This window comes from Verrucomicrobium spinosum DSM 4136 = JCM 18804, from assembly GCF_000172155.1.
In the GTDB taxonomy this organism is placed as follows: Bacteria; Verrucomicrobiota; Verrucomicrobiia; order Verrucomicrobiales; family Verrucomicrobiaceae; genus Verrucomicrobium; species Verrucomicrobium spinosum.
The window spans coordinates 7,798,953-7,813,872 of sequence record NZ_ABIZ01000001.1 but is presented as its reverse complement, the minus strand read 5'-3'; the positions used below and the strand labels follow the sequence as shown (position 1 = coordinate 7,813,872).

General features: G+C 61.2%; 10 protein-coding genes. 1 reads left to right on the top strand and 9 read right to left on the bottom strand.

All coding sequences use genetic code 11. The features are described 5' to 3' along the window. Positions 1-41: 41 nt before the first annotated feature. From VSP_RS31430 to VSP_RS31385, 8 genes are all read right to left on the bottom strand, one after another. Positions 42-1,589: an esterase/lipase family protein gene (locus VSP_RS31430; protein WP_009965734.1), complete on the bottom strand. Its 1,548-nt coding sequence runs from the start codon at positions 1,587-1,589 to the stop codon at positions 42-44. Between the two features lie 969 nt (positions 1,590-2,558). After that, positions 2,559-3,455 carry a hypothetical protein gene (locus VSP_RS31425; protein ID WP_009965733.1) on the bottom strand — a complete coding sequence of 299 codons (897 nt, stop codon included), beginning with the start codon at positions 3,453-3,455 and terminating at the stop codon, positions 2,559-2,561. An 86-nt stretch (positions 3,456-3,541) separates the two neighbouring features. Continuing rightward, a complete protein-coding gene (locus VSP_RS40385; protein ID WP_053332412.1) occupies positions 3,542-5,818 on the bottom strand; it encodes an SUMF1/EgtB/PvdO family nonheme iron enzyme in 2,277 nt (758 codons plus the stop codon). 17 nt (positions 5,819-5,835) lie between these two features. Further along, entirely contained in the window at positions 5,836-6,891 is a 1,056-nt protein-coding gene (locus tag VSP_RS31410) for a tetratricopeptide repeat protein (protein WP_009965731.1), read from the bottom strand. Between the two features lie 125 nt (positions 6,892-7,016). Beyond that, positions 7,017-9,677: a protein kinase domain-containing protein gene (locus tag VSP_RS40380; RefSeq protein ID WP_009965729.1), complete on the bottom strand. Its 2,661-nt coding sequence runs from the start codon at positions 9,675-9,677 to the stop codon at positions 7,017-7,019. Between the two features lie 211 nt (positions 9,678-9,888). Next, positions 9,889-10,110 (bottom strand): hypothetical protein, encoded by a 222-nt coding sequence (locus tag VSP_RS31395; protein ID WP_009965727.1) that lies wholly within the window; start codon positions 10,108-10,110, stop codon positions 9,889-9,891. Positions 10,111-10,171: 61 nt separating this feature from the next. Beyond that, positions 10,172-10,660: a hypothetical protein gene (locus VSP_RS40375; RefSeq protein ID WP_009965726.1), complete on the bottom strand. Its 489-nt coding sequence runs from the start codon at positions 10,658-10,660 to the stop codon at positions 10,172-10,174. A gap of 79 nt (positions 10,661-10,739) precedes the next feature. After that, positions 10,740-11,561, bottom strand: coding sequence for a hypothetical protein (locus VSP_RS31385; RefSeq protein WP_009965725.1), 822 nt, complete (start codon positions 11,559-11,561; stop codon positions 10,740-10,742). A gap of 117 nt (positions 11,562-11,678) precedes the next feature. Between VSP_RS31385 and VSP_RS31380 the strand changes: the two genes are divergently transcribed. Beyond that, positions 11,679-12,746 carry a hypothetical protein gene (locus VSP_RS31380; protein ID WP_009965724.1) on the top strand — a complete coding sequence of 356 codons (1,068 nt, stop codon included), beginning with the start codon at positions 11,679-11,681 and terminating at the stop codon, positions 12,744-12,746. Positions 12,747-13,467: 721 nt separating this feature from the next. Here VSP_RS31380 and VSP_RS31375 read toward each other — a convergent pair. Further along, a complete protein-coding gene (locus tag VSP_RS31375; RefSeq protein ID WP_009965721.1) occupies positions 13,468-14,883 on the bottom strand; it encodes a DUF1501 domain-containing protein in 1,416 nt (471 codons plus the stop codon). Positions 14,884-14,920: the final 37 nt, after the last annotated feature.

Sequence of the window (14,920 nt, the reverse complement as noted above, 5' to 3'; positions counted from 1 at the left end):
TTCCGTGGGAGGCGGATTTTTTTTGTCCGTTCACCACGCGACTATCGGCTTGCATCGGAATCAGGTCCGCTGTCCCGGCGGTCAGCAGCAGCTTTGCCCAGAACATGCAGACGTGCGATACGGCGGATCTCGTTAATGGTTCGTCGATTGGTTACGTCGCCGTGCCACGAGGGCACAATCATTTCTGACTCTGCGCCGTCCAAATGAGCGCTTTCATAGGGTACGACCCCGTCGCTGGACTTGGTGAGGTCTGAGGTCTCGAACAATTCGCCGATGATGGTGTGATACTTCGCGCGGATGGGCTGCCGGGAGAGATCCGAAATGAGCGGGTGGTCCGGTTGCATGGACTTGATGCCGTCCACGCCGAACCCGTCAAACCGCCCCCGGTTGGGATTGAGGTGCGCCACATCGAGCCTGGCAACCGCGGTCACAAGATCCACCATCTGCCCTGGGGTGCGGACCATCGAGGATCCCCAGCGCCCCAGCCAGCTCCCTGCCATGCGGCTGCCCCGGTGCGGCGTGTTCATGAAGATGATCCGCTTAACGTCCGGATTAGCGCGGAAGATCAGCATGTTCCGCAGTTCGTCCCGCAGCGGTGCACTGAGTTTCAGGTGTTCAGGGGCACTGGCGAACCAAGTCTTCCAGAAAAGATCTTTGGATTCCGTGACCTGCATGCGGGCGATCAGGCCGCCCATGCTGTGGCCTACGACCAGGATGTTCTGAAAAGCGGGGTCATTGCCCTCAGGGTCCACCCGCTGTTTGAGCTCCGCCAGCGCTTGGCGGAACCAGGTGGATGACGACACGACCGGCAAGCCTGTCGGGTAAACATAGTACCAGCATTGGATTCGCGGTCCCAACTCGGGATCGGCCATCAAGGCGGCTGCATGAGCCTGCCAGATGTGCGGGTCCGCCATCAGACCATGGACGAAGATGATCGGCACCTTGTCTGCGCGGTAGGGCTCCATGAGATAAAGACCGTTGCGGCTGACATAGTCGCCGGGCCGCATCAGGCCGCCGACAGTGGCCCGGACAAACGTTGCTGGCTGAAGGGACTTCCTCACTGGCATGGAGAAATCGGCCGCAACTGGCCAAGGGCGGTCACCGGCTAAAACCTCGCTCAGCTCGCGAGGGTCGGCCAGCTTGAGGGTCGCCTGCTGGGGGCCGTCGAACTGTACTAGCGCAGTCATCGGCAGGTACTGTCCCTTGTCTGGGGTGAACTTTCTGGTTGCCTCACCGTCTCGAGGTTTGTGAATGGCGAGGTAGGGAGCGCCCACGCCTTTGCGCCGGAGCCGGGAATATTCCGGGGTGCGCCGGGTTTCCAGCGCCAGCGGGCGGACCTTGTCGATCAGTGCTGGATTCCAGACCTCGTGACCGGACCCTCGGGCAATACCAGGGTCTATCTGGACATTCCATGGACCGTCACGGCCCGGCAGGGTGACGGTGTTTGGCCACTGATGGGGAGGTTGAGTGCTGAGTTTCTGGATGATGTCGGTGACCGCTTCACGATACCGGCTCACGGCCACCTCACGGCTGAAGGGCGTGAGTTTTTCCTTTCCGAGGACCTTCCATGCCGAAGCCGCTCGATCCATAGGGGGAGACTGGAATGGCGAGCCGCTTCCGCTTCCACTTCCCGCGCAGGAAGAGAAGAGGAGAGCCGTGAGAAGAAACAGAGCTGAGATGACTCGAATTGGGGGCATCGGCATCGCCCCGACAAAAAGCGCGGCCGCCAGGGTGCGCAATCAATCTTTGAGGGGAAGGGTTGGGGGAGACGCAAGACTGGAAGACGCAAGACGCAAGACTCGAGTTCAGGGGCGGAGCAAAGTCGTGCAGAGCTTGGCTCGTCAGTCGGACTACCCATGTCTTCCAATACCGAGCTGAAGCTCTGGACTGCATTAAGCAGCCGCGTGCGGTGTAGTCCGGTTGTGCCAACCGGCTATGGGAGCGGAGGTGTGTAGGATGTTGGGCGTTTGGGCGTGAAGAGGTCTGTGGCGTCTGGGGTGGCGCGTGGCAAGCGGGGCGCTTGCCCTACAGTGCGTCAGGGGTGGGTTGGGTGTGCGAAGGTCTTCGGGTGCTCTGTTTTCGACCGCGGATCCAGCCATCTTGGGTTGTAGGGCGACCGCATCGGTTGCCTCAGTCAGGTGGCGCGTGGCAAGCGGGGCGCTTGCCCTACAGCGTCTGGGGCGGGTTGGGTGTGCGAAGGTCTTCGGGTGCTCTGTTTTCGACCGCGGATCCAGCCACCCTGGGTCTGTAGGGCGACCGCATCGGTTGCCTCATCAGGGGTGGCGCGTGGCAAGCGGGGCGCTTGCCCTACAGCGTCTGGGGTGGGTTGGGTGTGCGAAGGTCTTCGGGTGCTCTGTTTTCGACCGCGGATCCAGCCATCTTGGGTTGTAGGGCGACCGCATCGGTTGCCTCATCAGGGGTGGCGCGTGGCAAGCGGGGCGCTCGCCCTACAGTGCGTCAGGGGCGGAGGCAAAGCCGCGCAGAGCATGGCTCGTCATTCGGACTCCCCATGTCCTCCCATACCTAGCTGAAGCTCTACACTGCTTTCAGCAACCGCCCTACAATCCTGGAGGGCGCTCCTTGATAGAACGGCCTTTGGGCTTGTTGTCTGCGACCGGTGCGCTGGGATCATAGGTCTCACCGCCTACAACGCCGATGCTCTGGTCAGCCTGCACCACGAGTTCCGGGCGATCGGACTTGATCTCTCTATGATAAGCCCGGCGGATGATCTTGCCCTGGGTGTCCACGCACACGTGGGCGTAGATGTGGGGAGCCGCCATGAAAAGAATGTGAAGCCTGTTTTCCCGATCCACCGTGACCTGGGGGTCAGCGGAAACCAGAATGCAAGTGCCCAAAGAGAATGTGGCCAGTTTGAGCCCCGTCTTTTCTTCAAGCAGGCGGACATACAGGTAAGACCGGTCAAAGTCCCGCAGCACGGAGAGGGAGTACTTGCGAATCTGGCCTTCACCGGGAAGACCGGGAGGCACGCCGAAGTTCAGATTCGGAATGTCCAGTGGTCTGGCATCCACGAACTGGGCCCTGGCCTTGTTCGAGATAAAGTATTGCTGCGACGGCGGGTGGTACACGCTGGCAGCGATGGTGTACTGGCCGTACTCGGAGAAGGAGTAAGAGTCGGAGATCAGCACCTTGCGGCTGATGGTCGCGCCAGCCTTGAAGATGATGCTCTCATCTGTATTCAGCCGGATGGTTGGCACCTGGTTGCCAGCGGGATTGATGACTTCAAAGGCGAGCCAGGCCAACCCGTTGGGTCCGCCCATGACCACGTCTGTGCCGGAGCGGTTGTTGATGGTGATGGTGGCCTCCACCGCCTCATAGGTCAGGTAGGTGGCCTTGTTGAGTTTGACGTTCGTCAGGAACTGGGCGTGGGCGTGGGTGGACCATGCGCCCATGGCCACGGCAACGAAAAGAACAAGGCGGAAAAGGCGGGTCGGCATGGAGCAGAGAGGGATGAAGATGGAGGGCGGGTGGATGAGAACCGGAGCGCTGCCGGATGTTCAATCCAGCGCAGCGCTCCGCCAGCTCAGGACTTTGATTTGGCATCCGTCTCAGGAGCCTTGTCACTGACGGTGCGGAAGCCTCTTGCGAGGGTGGCCTCAGAGGCAGATTGAGCGTAAGTTCGGCTGGAGAGGACGTTGCTGGGGGTCTTCTGGGCGAAATGCCCGCCGCGCACCACCGGCACAAGAAGGTCCGGATAGTCTGGATGCGTGCTCCAGGTGGAGGTCCACTCCTCCACGTTGCCCGCCATGCCCACGATGCCCTCCGGGCTGACGTCTTTGGAGATTTTGTTTACAGGGGCCCAGTAGTTGTAGCCGTCCACATCCCCCCCCTTGCCTTTGGGATCGTAGTCCGTGCCCAAGTTGGCGGCGGCGGGGAGGGGCTCGGGGCCCCAGGGAAAGCTGCGCCCGTCCGTGCCTCGCGCGCCTTTCTCCCATTCTTCCTCACTGGGAAGCCGGTGACCCCGCCATTTGGCGAAGGCGAAAGCGTCCCACCAGTCCACATTCACGATGGGACAGTTGAGGTCCATGGGCTGGTTGTTGAAGAAGCCTCCAGTGCGCGCTGCAGCCAGATAGGCCTCCCAGCGCTCAGGGCGGTGATTTTTCTTGGTCTTCGGCTGGTCGGGGTGGTCGTAGGCCTTGGACGCGGAGGGATCTTTTTCCAGGGCATCCAGAAACATCGCATACTGACCTATGGTGACTTCATGGGTGTCCATCCAGAAGGCGGGCAGTTCCTTGGTCTCGCCACGGCGAAAGAGAAACTTGCCTTCCGGGATGAGCTTCATGGTCTGCTCGACCGGGGCGGCGGGTTTGGGGCTGCCCGTGATGCGCTGCACCACGACCGCGCCCAGACCGATCAAGAGCACCCCTGCAATCGCGTAGGCCCAGGCGGGCACCCTTGACTGGCGGGCAGACTCGATGACTTGGGCTTCCTTGGTGTCGGCCCGTTTCAGCAGACTGCGCTCGCGAAATTCTTCCTGAAACTCAATCGCCTGCTGGCGAAGCCCTTCCCAGTCCAAGTTCTCTTTGACGAGATCGTCAATCAAGTGCCGGGCGCGTGGACCGTCTGCGACGGTGCGAAGCATGTAGAGCAGCTTTTTGGTATCCGCGACGAAGTCACGGGTACGGCTGCCCGCCGGACGGAAGACGTTGACGATGCTGGCTTGATGCTCGCTGTCCACGAAGACGTCACGACCGGACAACATGCGGTAATGATAGCCACGGTGGGTGGCATAGCTCATGGCTTCCGCGATGTGGCCGATGATGTCAGCAAGGATTTTCTCCCCGAACTTTTCGCCCGTCTCGTGAAGCTTGTCCACGGTCATGCCGTGGGGCATTTCCCGGGTGTAGAAGTGATAGCGACCGATCTGCAGCCCTTCGTAGAGGGGGGCAATGCGCGGATGCGCCACCGCAGCCTTCACCCGCTGCCGCTCCTGAAAGTCAGAGACGGCGGATGGGTTGGCGATTTTTTCCGGCTTGAGGACGACGAGCACCACCTCACGATGCACGCCCTTTTGCACCGCAATGTAGGACTCGGTGTCCGGCTCCGCATAGAGCCGCTCTTTGATGACGTAATTTCCCAGTACTGTTTCCGGGGCGAGCAACGGGGGCTTTTTGTATTCCTCGTCCTCGTCTGCGCTGACGAGGGCTGCCTGAAGCACGCCGGTCTCGCTGCCGGAGACCGGGACGGCACGTGCGACCTTGGCCGGACCCGCGCCGACCACTGCGGTGGCGCGAGCAGACTGGGCCGGCGGCTTGACGGGCTTGGGCGGTTCGTTCTTGTGGGGAACCGCTGCGGGGGCAGGGACCGGCGCAGGGGCGGAGGGGCGGGCCACCTTGGCGGTAGCGAGGATAGCTTGGGCCACGACTGGCGTGGCCTCGGGTCCGGCCGCCTGAACAATGGGCGAGACGGCGACTGCCACTGCAGTCTCCACGGCATTCTGTCCTGCACCTGAGACGGCGGCTGCCTCCTTGATGATGCTGATCAGTTTGGAGACCGGGACGGGATCGTAAACAAGGGGGCATCCGTTGATGGCCTCCTCGAAACCCGTGAGGTCATATCGGCTGGTGAAGACCGTCTGCAGCGCCGGGAACTTTTCCGTGATGGCATCACGCAGGTCGAAGCCAGTAAACTCTCCGAGCACGCCTTCGCAGATGAGGACGTTCAGCTCGGGGAGGTCCTGAGCCACGCCCACTGCCGTTTCGGCGTCGTCGGCCTCATGCACGGTGTACCCTTGTTCTGCGAGGCTCGCCACCCGGGTGGAGCGAACTTCGACATTGGGGTCAACGTACAGGACTACCATCGCTTGGGGGGATCCGTTCACTTGGGAAAGAGAGCATTGTCCAGACCAGCGGGGGCGCTGGGTTGTGACGAGAAGTCGAGCAAGTCCCGAGGTTGGGCCTGTTCCCCTGCGAGTTTGTTCTGGTAGAACAGTTTGACCACGAATCCATGGAAAGTTCTCCGACCGAGGTCCCGCACTTCTTCAGGCTTGGGTGGGGGCAAATCGTACACCACATCCACCAGTTCTTCGTTGGCATCTTTCCAGTTCACCGGGGCAGAGACCCAGTTGAGTGTGGGGGCGGCAGCGCGGGCTTGCTCAACCCGCTCGCCGTTCACTTTCTCGAAGAGGAACACGTGAATGTCCATCTGGGCGGGATCAATCACGGTTCCCGGTGTGGCAATCAGAGGCACACGGACAGCGATCCGTTCTCCCTTCGTCACCGTGGGATCCTTGATGATCGTGCAGGCACCGAGGGTGACGGGGCTGCCGGATGAGGCTGGAGCGGTCAACTCCGGGCGGCCTGTGCCCCCACTGAGTTTGGCCTTGGCCAGGGAAGCGTAACCTCCGGCTCCGGCATCGCCCATCGCAGCGATGGAGCGCCACAGGGCTTCAGCCTTGGTCATGATCCCCATGGCCTCATAAGAAATGGCCATCTCGGACAGGATTTCAGGATGGTTAGGCTGTTGCAAGTCGGCTTGACGGAAGGCTTGGAGCGAGCCCTGGATGTCCCCTTGGGCGCGGGCACGGCGGCCGACTTCCATGGCTTCCAGAATTTGCGGCTGGGTCAGTTCCCGACCTGCGGGCAGGAGCGGTCGCTGTGTGGAGCCGACGGGCGCAGGTGCGGGCAGCGGGGCCGCCGTGGAGAGCGTGGCCGCAGATGGAGGTAGCGCAGGTGGCGGGATCACTCCCACTTGGCTGGGTGTTTCGAGACCCACCGAAGTGACACCCGATTGACGGGCTTCGTTTCCGGATCGCAGGCCGAGCGCCCAGACGACTCCGGCCACTGTGATCCCAGCCAGCGTGTACAACGCGCCTTGGGCCACATGATGGGACTTGTTGGATTCGGGACTGAGGATGGCGACAGGCTTGACCATGAAGAATTTTAGAAAAAGGTGATCCTAGGGGCTGGAGCAGGGGGTGTCAATCATCCACTCCCTTGTGCGAGGGAGTGGTTAATTGTCGCAGAGGGTGCGACAATCGGATGGCTTTGGTGCTCAACTCAATTGCCGCCTTGATCGGCAATGTTGCCCTGAATGATGAGGTCTTTGGCTCCACCTTGGTTGGAAACTCCGGCCAAATGATTGCCCCGGGCCGTGTTGTCCGTGATGGATCCTCCCACCCCTTCGGAAGCGAGGATCCCATATTCACCGTTTGTGGAACATTCGTTCTGTTCCACACGCGGTTTGAAACCCTGGCCGAACACCACAATGCCCGTGCCTGCATTGCCTTTGACCTTGTTGCCCACGATGCTGATGGAGACGGCGTTGCCCCCAACTGCCAGAATGCCGTCACGTTTGGACTTCTCCACTTCATTGGTGAGGATGGCGCTGCCGGTACCTGGAGAGTCGAGCTGAATCCCGGCTTGCTTGCTCAGAAGCACCTTGTTGTTCTCGAGTTTCACCATGGCGTTTTGCTGGACGGCCACCCCCACGCCATTGTCCTCACAGACGATGTCGCTGGCGGTCAACTTGGTGCCGTCGCCAGCGGCGGCCAGTCCGGCCTCCGCGTTGGATCGGCACTGGGTCTTGGCGATGACATCGACGGAAGCTCCATCCTTCACGACGACGCCAGACAGTCCATTCTCGGCAAGGATGCAGGCCTGGAGGACGGGGAAGGTGCCGGTATGGCGGATTTCCACCCCGTTTTCGCCGTTTTTACGGGATTCGCACTCTGTGAGGCTGCCGTTCACGCCGCTTTCCAGGGTCACGCCATTGCGGGTGTTCTTCTGAAAACTGCAGCGAACTATCTGAGGTTTGCCCGCCCCGGTGACGAGGAGGCCGTCGCCAATGCCGGATTGGAAGGTGCAGTCTTCCAGCACGAGGCTGCTGGATTTCAGCATTGCGACCGGCCAGCTGACCTTGTCAGGAACCTCATCGCCAGTGTGTTGGAAAATAAAGCCCTTGATGGACCCGCCCTCGCAATTCTCGGCCAGCAAGGCAGAGCCAACCTTTCCGTCCGTCTGCACAATGACCTTGCCAGTGGCTTCAGCCTTGAGATTCACTCCGGACTTGAAACGAATCTGCTCTTCATAGATGCCCGCAGGAATGGTCACGGTGTCCCCAGCCTTGGCGGCGTTGATGGCCGCCTGGAGGGTGGTCACCTTGCCGGGGGTGGAAGGCGGCGGGGTGGGCGGATTTTGCGGGGGAGTGGGAGGAGGTGTCGGATTGGACGGCGTGGGCTCCGTCTTGGGAGTTGGCGGAATGGGAGGCGGCTCCGGCTTGGTTTCGTGCTTAACGATTACCGGGGGGCTGGTGTGGGGTTCGGAATTTGAATTTGAATATGAATTTGAATTGGAATTGGAATTCGGAGTGGGAGGCGTCGCCTGATGGGATGCCAGATGCGGATCGGCCGGCACCGGCTTTTTCTTGAAGTAGGCCAGGTTGTTGTAGGCCCACCAACCCCCTGCTCCCATGACACCGACTCCCATGAGCAGAATGACGAGCACCACCATGATGATGATGCCGTTGGATTTCTTGGGGGCAGCGCCACCCGTGCTGGTGCCTGTAGCCGTCCCGGTGGAAGGGTGGGTGCTCGCCGTGGCCGGGGTGACACCCGGACCCACTCGCACCGCTCCGGCACCGATGCCCCGAGTCGGGACGCTCATTTCCGTCATCCCGGCACCAGCCCGGACATAGGTCTGGGTGGCACTGGCGTGGGAAGTGAGGTGACCGGGGAAGGCGGGTGGCATGGCACCCGTAGCAGTCGCATGACCGGTCGTCGGTGGTAGCGGCGGGATTTCCGGGCCACTGGCGGGGGCCAGACCCAGCCGCTGGCGAACGATTTGCGCGCTGGTAGGGCGGTTCTCAGGGGCTTTTTCCAGGCAGGCCAGGATGGTTTGCTCCCATTCTACGGGGATGGGCTCGGCATTGATGAGGCCGAACTCCTGACGCCGTTCCGAGAGGGACTGCACGGCATCTTCCTTCAACTGGTGGATGATATTCCCGCTAAAGAAGGGAGGCTTGCCTGTGAGCAGTTCATAGAGCGTGCTGCCGAAAGCATAGATATCATCGCTGACGTGGGGCTTCTTCCCGTCGGCCTGCTGGGGGCTCATGTAGGCCAGCGTGCCGGTGGAGTTGCCCACGGCCATGGTGGCCCGGTTCATCGCGTCCGAAATGCTTCGGGCGATGCCAAAGTCGGTCACGCGGAGGTTGCCGTCCCGGTCCACCATCAGGTTGGCCGGCTTCAGGTCGCGATGGATGACCTTGGCGATGCGGTGGGCGTAGTCGAGCGCCTCCAGGAACTGGCTGACCCACGCGGAAATCTGGCGGGGCTCGAACACCTTGTTGGGCTGGCGGGTGCGCAGCACGCCCAAGTTTTCCCCATCAATGAACTCCATGCTGATGGCAGCATGGTCGTCATCGAGCAGGAAATCGTAGATTTTGACGATGCCCGGATGGGCCAGGTTGAGACCTTTGAGCGTCTCTTCTTTCAGCTCATCCACGGCCACGTCGTCATAGCGGACGGCTTCCGGGGCGAACTTGAGGGCCACTTCGCGCCCGAGGCGCTCATCCTTGGCCAGCCAGACCACCCCCATGCCACCACGACCTAGCAGGCGTTGCAGGATGAATCGTTCAAAGACGCGGTCGCCTTTCTGGTGCCCACGGATTGTGTGACCAAAATCGATGTCATCCAGGTTGATAGGCGGCTTCTCGTCAGACATGGCTGGGGAGCAAAAGCGGGATATAGTCGGGGAAGAGCGCCGCTTTGCAAATGATCAGGTGCTGGGGCTGATAATTGTTGGAAACCAGGCCCGTTGCCATTTTGGCTGCGGCGGGAGATGCGATCAAAATAAAGGCGCCAGCCCGGGCTCCCCGAGCTGGCGCACTATGCAGCGCAAGAGCTGCAGGTGATGTTTGGCTTTTTGTGACGGGCTACTGGGAGTAGCTGTGGGGGGGCGTCACGGCCTCGAAGCTCTCAGGCGTCTTGCTGTACCCGCCGGTGCTCACGGAAGCGGACTTCGTGTAGGTGGTGGTGGGGCGGACCGTGCGGGTCGGGTAGTAGTGGTTGTGCACTTCTGGCGGCGGGTCAGAGGCACAGCTCATGAGCGAGGCGGAGACGGCGGCCAGGATGGTCAGCTTGAGGATGCTTTTCATTTGGATCACTGGGTTTGAGTTTGGCAAAGGAGACGTTGGAGAACGAACTTGTCCGGTTGGCTTAGTTGGGTTGCACACCGGCTTCACCGGTCACGGCGGCGGGGCCGCTGTCTTTGGCAACACCGCGGCGGCCGACCAGCACGTAGTAGGAGGCGAGGCCGTTGGCGCGGGCCATGTGCAGGTACACCATGGCGGTGCCGTTGTAGGCGGCGCGGAACTGCACACCCGCCAGCTTGGAGCCGCGGCGGTCATCCAGGATCAGGTTGCCCACTTCATCGTACACATACACGTCCACGTCGAGGGCGCTGCGGTCCGCACCGGACAGGAACACATAGTCCAGGCCCTTGGTGACGGGGATGAGGAAACGAACGGCCTGGCCGCCGCCCAGCACGCCGCTGTGGTCGGTGGGAGCCATGGAGAAGCCCTTCGCCACATAGCTGGTGGCCATGCGGTAGGCTACGTCTTCGGCCTCACGGGGGTCAGCCTTGAGGGCGGTGGTGGAGGCGAGCATGAGAGCGCCAACGATCAGGGACTTAACACGGTGTTTCATGGTATTGTAGTTGTTTGGCAAGATGGTTTAAGGGGTTGCTGCATGCATGTGGAGGGACACGCCGCTGTGACAAACTTTTTCAATCCCCAGTAATTTTTTCCACAATGCCTTTTGCCGAGCTATTCAATTTTTCAACACCGTCTTTGGAGATCGAGCCATCGAGCGGGATGTTCACACCCTGGAGGATTTCGGGCAGTGCCGAGATGATGGCGGCAACCTTGGGGGAGGTCTTGATGTCCTCCGGAAGGTTGTTGAGATCAGCCTGCATGGCCTTCACCAGCACTGGTTCACGCAGGTAGTTGGAGGCTGCTGCGGAGTAGTGGTTCTTTACCACATAGGCCGTGTACTGCAGGCCCTGCATCCACCCGGCGGTGATGATGAGGGAGCGGCGCTTCGTATTGCCCTGGGCGCGGAGGGACTTCATGATGTCCGTCTGCAGGAACCCGAGTTCCATGAAAACCTGGAGCCATTCTCCCTTGTTGGCATGGGCACGCACGGTCTTCGCACGGCTCATCTCCTCGTCTTTCACGCCCAGTTTTTTGGCCAGGTCTTCGATCTGCTTGGAGCAATCATTAAGGCCCTGGACGTTGCGCGCCTTGATGGCCATGACGCCGTCGGCGATTTTGACGCCGAGCGCGAGGGCCACGTCGGACTCGTTGGTGAACTTGTCCACCACCACGTCTGTGGCGATGTCGCCATAAACCTTTTTCCAGTCGTCGAAGTTCAGGCTGAGCACCTGGTCCAGACCAAGGAACTTGTCATAGGGGCTGGGCAGACCCAGCGGGGCAATCTCTGCCTTGCTGGGGTCAAAACCGGCCTTTTCCTGGGCAGGAGCGGGTTGGGTGAGGGCGAATGGAAGAACGAGGCATCCGAGAAGAAGGGGGCGAAATCGAAGCATCATGGCTGGCGAATGGCGCGGGGTGATGTAAAATAGCGTTCGAACTAAGGTTTTTGCCAGCAGCAAAGCAAGCCAAACTTTATGAAAACAAGGTACACCCCGACCCGATTTTCCAACCCCTTGCGAAACGCAAGCAGCCTGCTGGCAGTGCTCGGCATGGTGTCTTTGAGCTCCTGCGCGAGGGAGGATGATGCTCTGCAGTCACAAATCATTGAGACCCGAGCTGCCATGGAACAGCGCAATCGCGAGCTGGAACAAACCCAGTCCCAGCTCAATGAACTGAAGGAGAAAATGCAGCGCATGAGCGGGGCTTCCGCTTCATCCGATGAGGTCGCCCGGCTCAAGGCGCGCAATGCGGAACTGGAAGACCAGCTGGCTGCCGCGCGGAAGCAAACTTCCACGTCCGATGCTCCGGCCAAGTTCGACATGGATGCCATCGCCTCCCGTTTGGAAGACGATCTCACCCGCAAGGCCAAACAGCTGCGTGAACTGGTGCAGAAACAGACGCCGGGTGGGCGTGTGGATGAAATCTCCCTGAAGTCCATTGAGTATCCACGTGAACTTCTGGTCACCTTTAACTCTGCCATCACGTTCAACATCCTCTCGGAAGGCGGGCAGAAGTTGCGTCTGGTTTTTCCAGTGACGGCGGACCTCGGTGGTACCTGGAAGCTCCCGGCTCCGGCGGAAGTGCAGGCGGCCTATGTGCAGGCCCAGAGCCAGCCCGCAGGATCAAGCAGCAGTGGGGCAGCCTGGGCAGGGGCGGGATCCGAAATCGCGCCCAACGAGAGCCCGACACCTGCCTCCACCCCAACGCCCGCAGCCCCGCCTCAAGTAGCGGCTTCCGCCCCCGCCCCCTCCGCCCCTCAGGCCCCAGCCAGTTCTGGTGGCCATTCCGGGATGAGGCAGGTGGATGCCAACACGTTTGTCTTCAGCTGGGGTGATTCCCGTGGAGGTGGTGCCCAACCCCAGGCCCAGGCCCCTCGTCCCGCAGCCCAGCCGACAGCTCCCGCTCCCGCTCCGGTTCAAGGTAATACGCCGATTGCCAACTTCACTCCTCCAGGGCCTGGTGGCTCAGCCCCCGCCCCTGCGCCAGCAGCACCCTCCCGTGGCGCGGCTCCGGCTGCCGCAACGCCACCCCCCGCGGCCGTGATGCCGGTGCAGCAGGACATCACGATCCGGTTTGATTGATGGGGGTGTCAATCTGAGATCCGTCATATGGGGCGTTCCTGTATGACGGTGTCTTTAGCAGGCTGAGGTCGTGAGGTTATTTCCACGTCTTGATCGCGGAGAATAAGCGTCTGTCGAAGCTTGGTGACTCACCGCGTGAGGACGTAGCTTGCAGACGCTTCAGCGAGTGCCTGCCAAGGAGCCCGGGGGGCTGACGTGGGGGGGCGCGGTGGGGAAACAGCGGATACTGTCGGCCTTCCCACTTGATCCTCCTCCGCGGGCGTACCCAACGTTGACTCGTCCAACCACTGGGCTGTGCTACAGATCCCATACTGGTATCGACTCAGACCGACGCCCTTGCGAGGAGACGGGCTATTGCTGCCATTTATACGACGCCTTCCCGAATTACCCAGCCCAATCAGCATTTTCGTTCTACAGCAGGGTTGGAGTACCGCTTTTAAGCGGAATCACCCCACGTGTGTCCCATGACATTCATTTGTCGCCAGTTGGTCGGATGAGATCATCCCATGCGACATCGTGGACCATGTGTCTCCTGATTCCGCTTAAAAGCGGTACTCCAACCCTGGCGCGGACCTTTTTCGGACAGTGCTTACCGCGACGCCCTGCTGCCGGCGCGAGCAAGCAGGCTGGAATGGGACCTTGAGGTGCCCGCCTCAGACCGAAGTTGATCCCAGTATGGGGGCCGTAGCACGGCCCAATGGTTGGTCGAGCCTTAAGCGAGTCAACCTTGGGTGGCCATCACGCCTTCAATCGCGTTGCCATAGCTCAGCGGCACGGGCCGGTTGGCCACGTCGCGCACCTCGGTGTGGGGATCGATGCCCATGAGCTGATACATGGTGGCGGCCAGATCATCGGGCGTTACCGGTTTGTCGGCAGGGTGCTCCCCGGTCTTGTCGGATGCCCCGTACACGAAGCCGCGCTTGGTGCCGCCACCCGCCAACAAGGCGGTGTAGCAGAAGGGCCAGTGGTCGCGGCTCAGGGCCTTGTTCACCCTGGGCGTGCGGCCGAATTCGCCGACCCAGATCACGAGGGTTTCATCCAATAACCCACGCTCATCCAGATCGGTCAGCAGGGTGGGCAGTGTCTGCTCTGTTATGGGCAGGTGACGCTGCTCGATGATGGGGAACATGCGGGTGTTGTCGAACCCGTGCGTGTCCCAGCCGCCATCGGTGGTGGTGCGTCCGCCAATGCTCTCTGAGAACGTGACGGTGACAAACTTCACCCCGGCCTCAACGAGGCGGCGGGCGAGCAGGCAGCTCTGGCCGTAGGTGGTGCGACCGTAGGCGTCTCGAACCTTGTCTGGCTCCTTGCTGAGGTCAAACGCCTCGCGGAGCTGGGTGCTCTCCAGCATGCCCAGCGCTTTTTCATAGTAGCCGTCCAGACCCTGGGCGGCGGCGGAGAATTCCAGCAGGCGGCTCTGGGAGTCCACGAGCTTCTGCATCTCCCGGCGGGAACGCAGGCGCTCGTAGCTGATGCCCTCAGGGAGGCTCAGCTCCGGCAGGGCGAATTTGGGCTGGTTGGGATCCTGGGTGACGAGGAAGGGGTCGCGGCCCTTGCCGAGGAAGCTGGCAAACTGTCCCGGCGTTTGGGTGCCATCGCTGACCACATAGGGCAGATGTACGGAGGTGGGAACCTCTCCCATCGCAGGGCTCATGCGATCCACGACGCTGGTGTAGGCAGGAAAGAGATCCGGAGTGTCCTTGAGCCGCTGGTCATCACTGGGCGGCGCATGTCCCGTCAGCGCATAGTAGCCGGCGGAGTTGTGGTTCTTCATGTTGTGGTGCACGCTGCGGATGAGCGTGACCTTGTCCATGACCTTGGCCGTCTTGGGCAGCAGTGAGTTCACCTGGATGCCGTCCACATTGGAAGACATCGGTTTGTGAAAGCCGCGGATGCCGCTGGGGGCGTCCGGCTTCATGTCAAAGGTCTCCAGATGACTCGGGCCACCCCATTGGAAAAGGAAGATCACCGACTTCGCCTTGGCCACGAGCTTGGGGTTGCGCGCTGCTTCCTCGGCAAAGATGAGCTTCGGCAGGCTCATGCCAAAGAGGCCCATGCCGCCCACACGCAGGATCGAGCGCCGGCTCAGCAGCCGGGTGGCGGCGAAGTTTGTGCAGGCGTGGGAGGGAGGGTTCATGGAGGCAAAACAGAGGAGGTTTTTTAGACAGGATTAA

Excerpts from the sequence above, each read along its gene's own strand:
- VSP_RS31430 (WP_009965734.1), bottom strand. The coding sequence starts at position 1,589 with ATGGATCGAGCGGCTTCGGCATGGAAGGTCCTCGGAAAGGAAAAACTC.
- VSP_RS31425 (WP_009965733.1), bottom strand. The coding sequence starts at position 3,455 with ATGCCGACCCGCCTTTTCCGCCTTGTTCTTTTCGTTGCCGTGGCCATG.
- VSP_RS40385 (WP_053332412.1), bottom strand. The coding sequence starts at position 5,818 with ATGGTAGTCCTGTACGTTGACCCCAATGTCGAAGTTCGCTCCACCCGG.
- VSP_RS31410 (WP_009965731.1), bottom strand. The coding sequence starts at position 6,891 with ATGGTCAAGCCTGTCGCCATCCTCAGTCCCGAATCCAACAAGTCCCAT.
- VSP_RS40380 (WP_009965729.1), bottom strand. The coding sequence starts at position 9,677 with ATGTCTGACGAGAAGCCGCCTATCAACCTGGATGACATCGATTTTGGT.
- VSP_RS31395 (WP_009965727.1), bottom strand. The coding sequence starts at position 10,110 with ATGAAAAGCATCCTCAAGCTGACCATCCTGGCCGCCGTCTCCGCCTCG.
- VSP_RS40375 (WP_009965726.1), bottom strand. The coding sequence starts at position 10,660 with ATGAAACACCGTGTTAAGTCCCTGATCGTTGGCGCTCTCATGCTCGCC.
- VSP_RS31385 (WP_009965725.1), bottom strand. The coding sequence starts at position 11,561 with ATGATGCTTCGATTTCGCCCCCTTCTTCTCGGATGCCTCGTTCTTCCA.
- VSP_RS31375 (WP_009965721.1), bottom strand. The coding sequence starts at position 14,883 with ATGAACCCTCCCTCCCACGCCTGCACAAACTTCGCCGCCACCCGGCTG.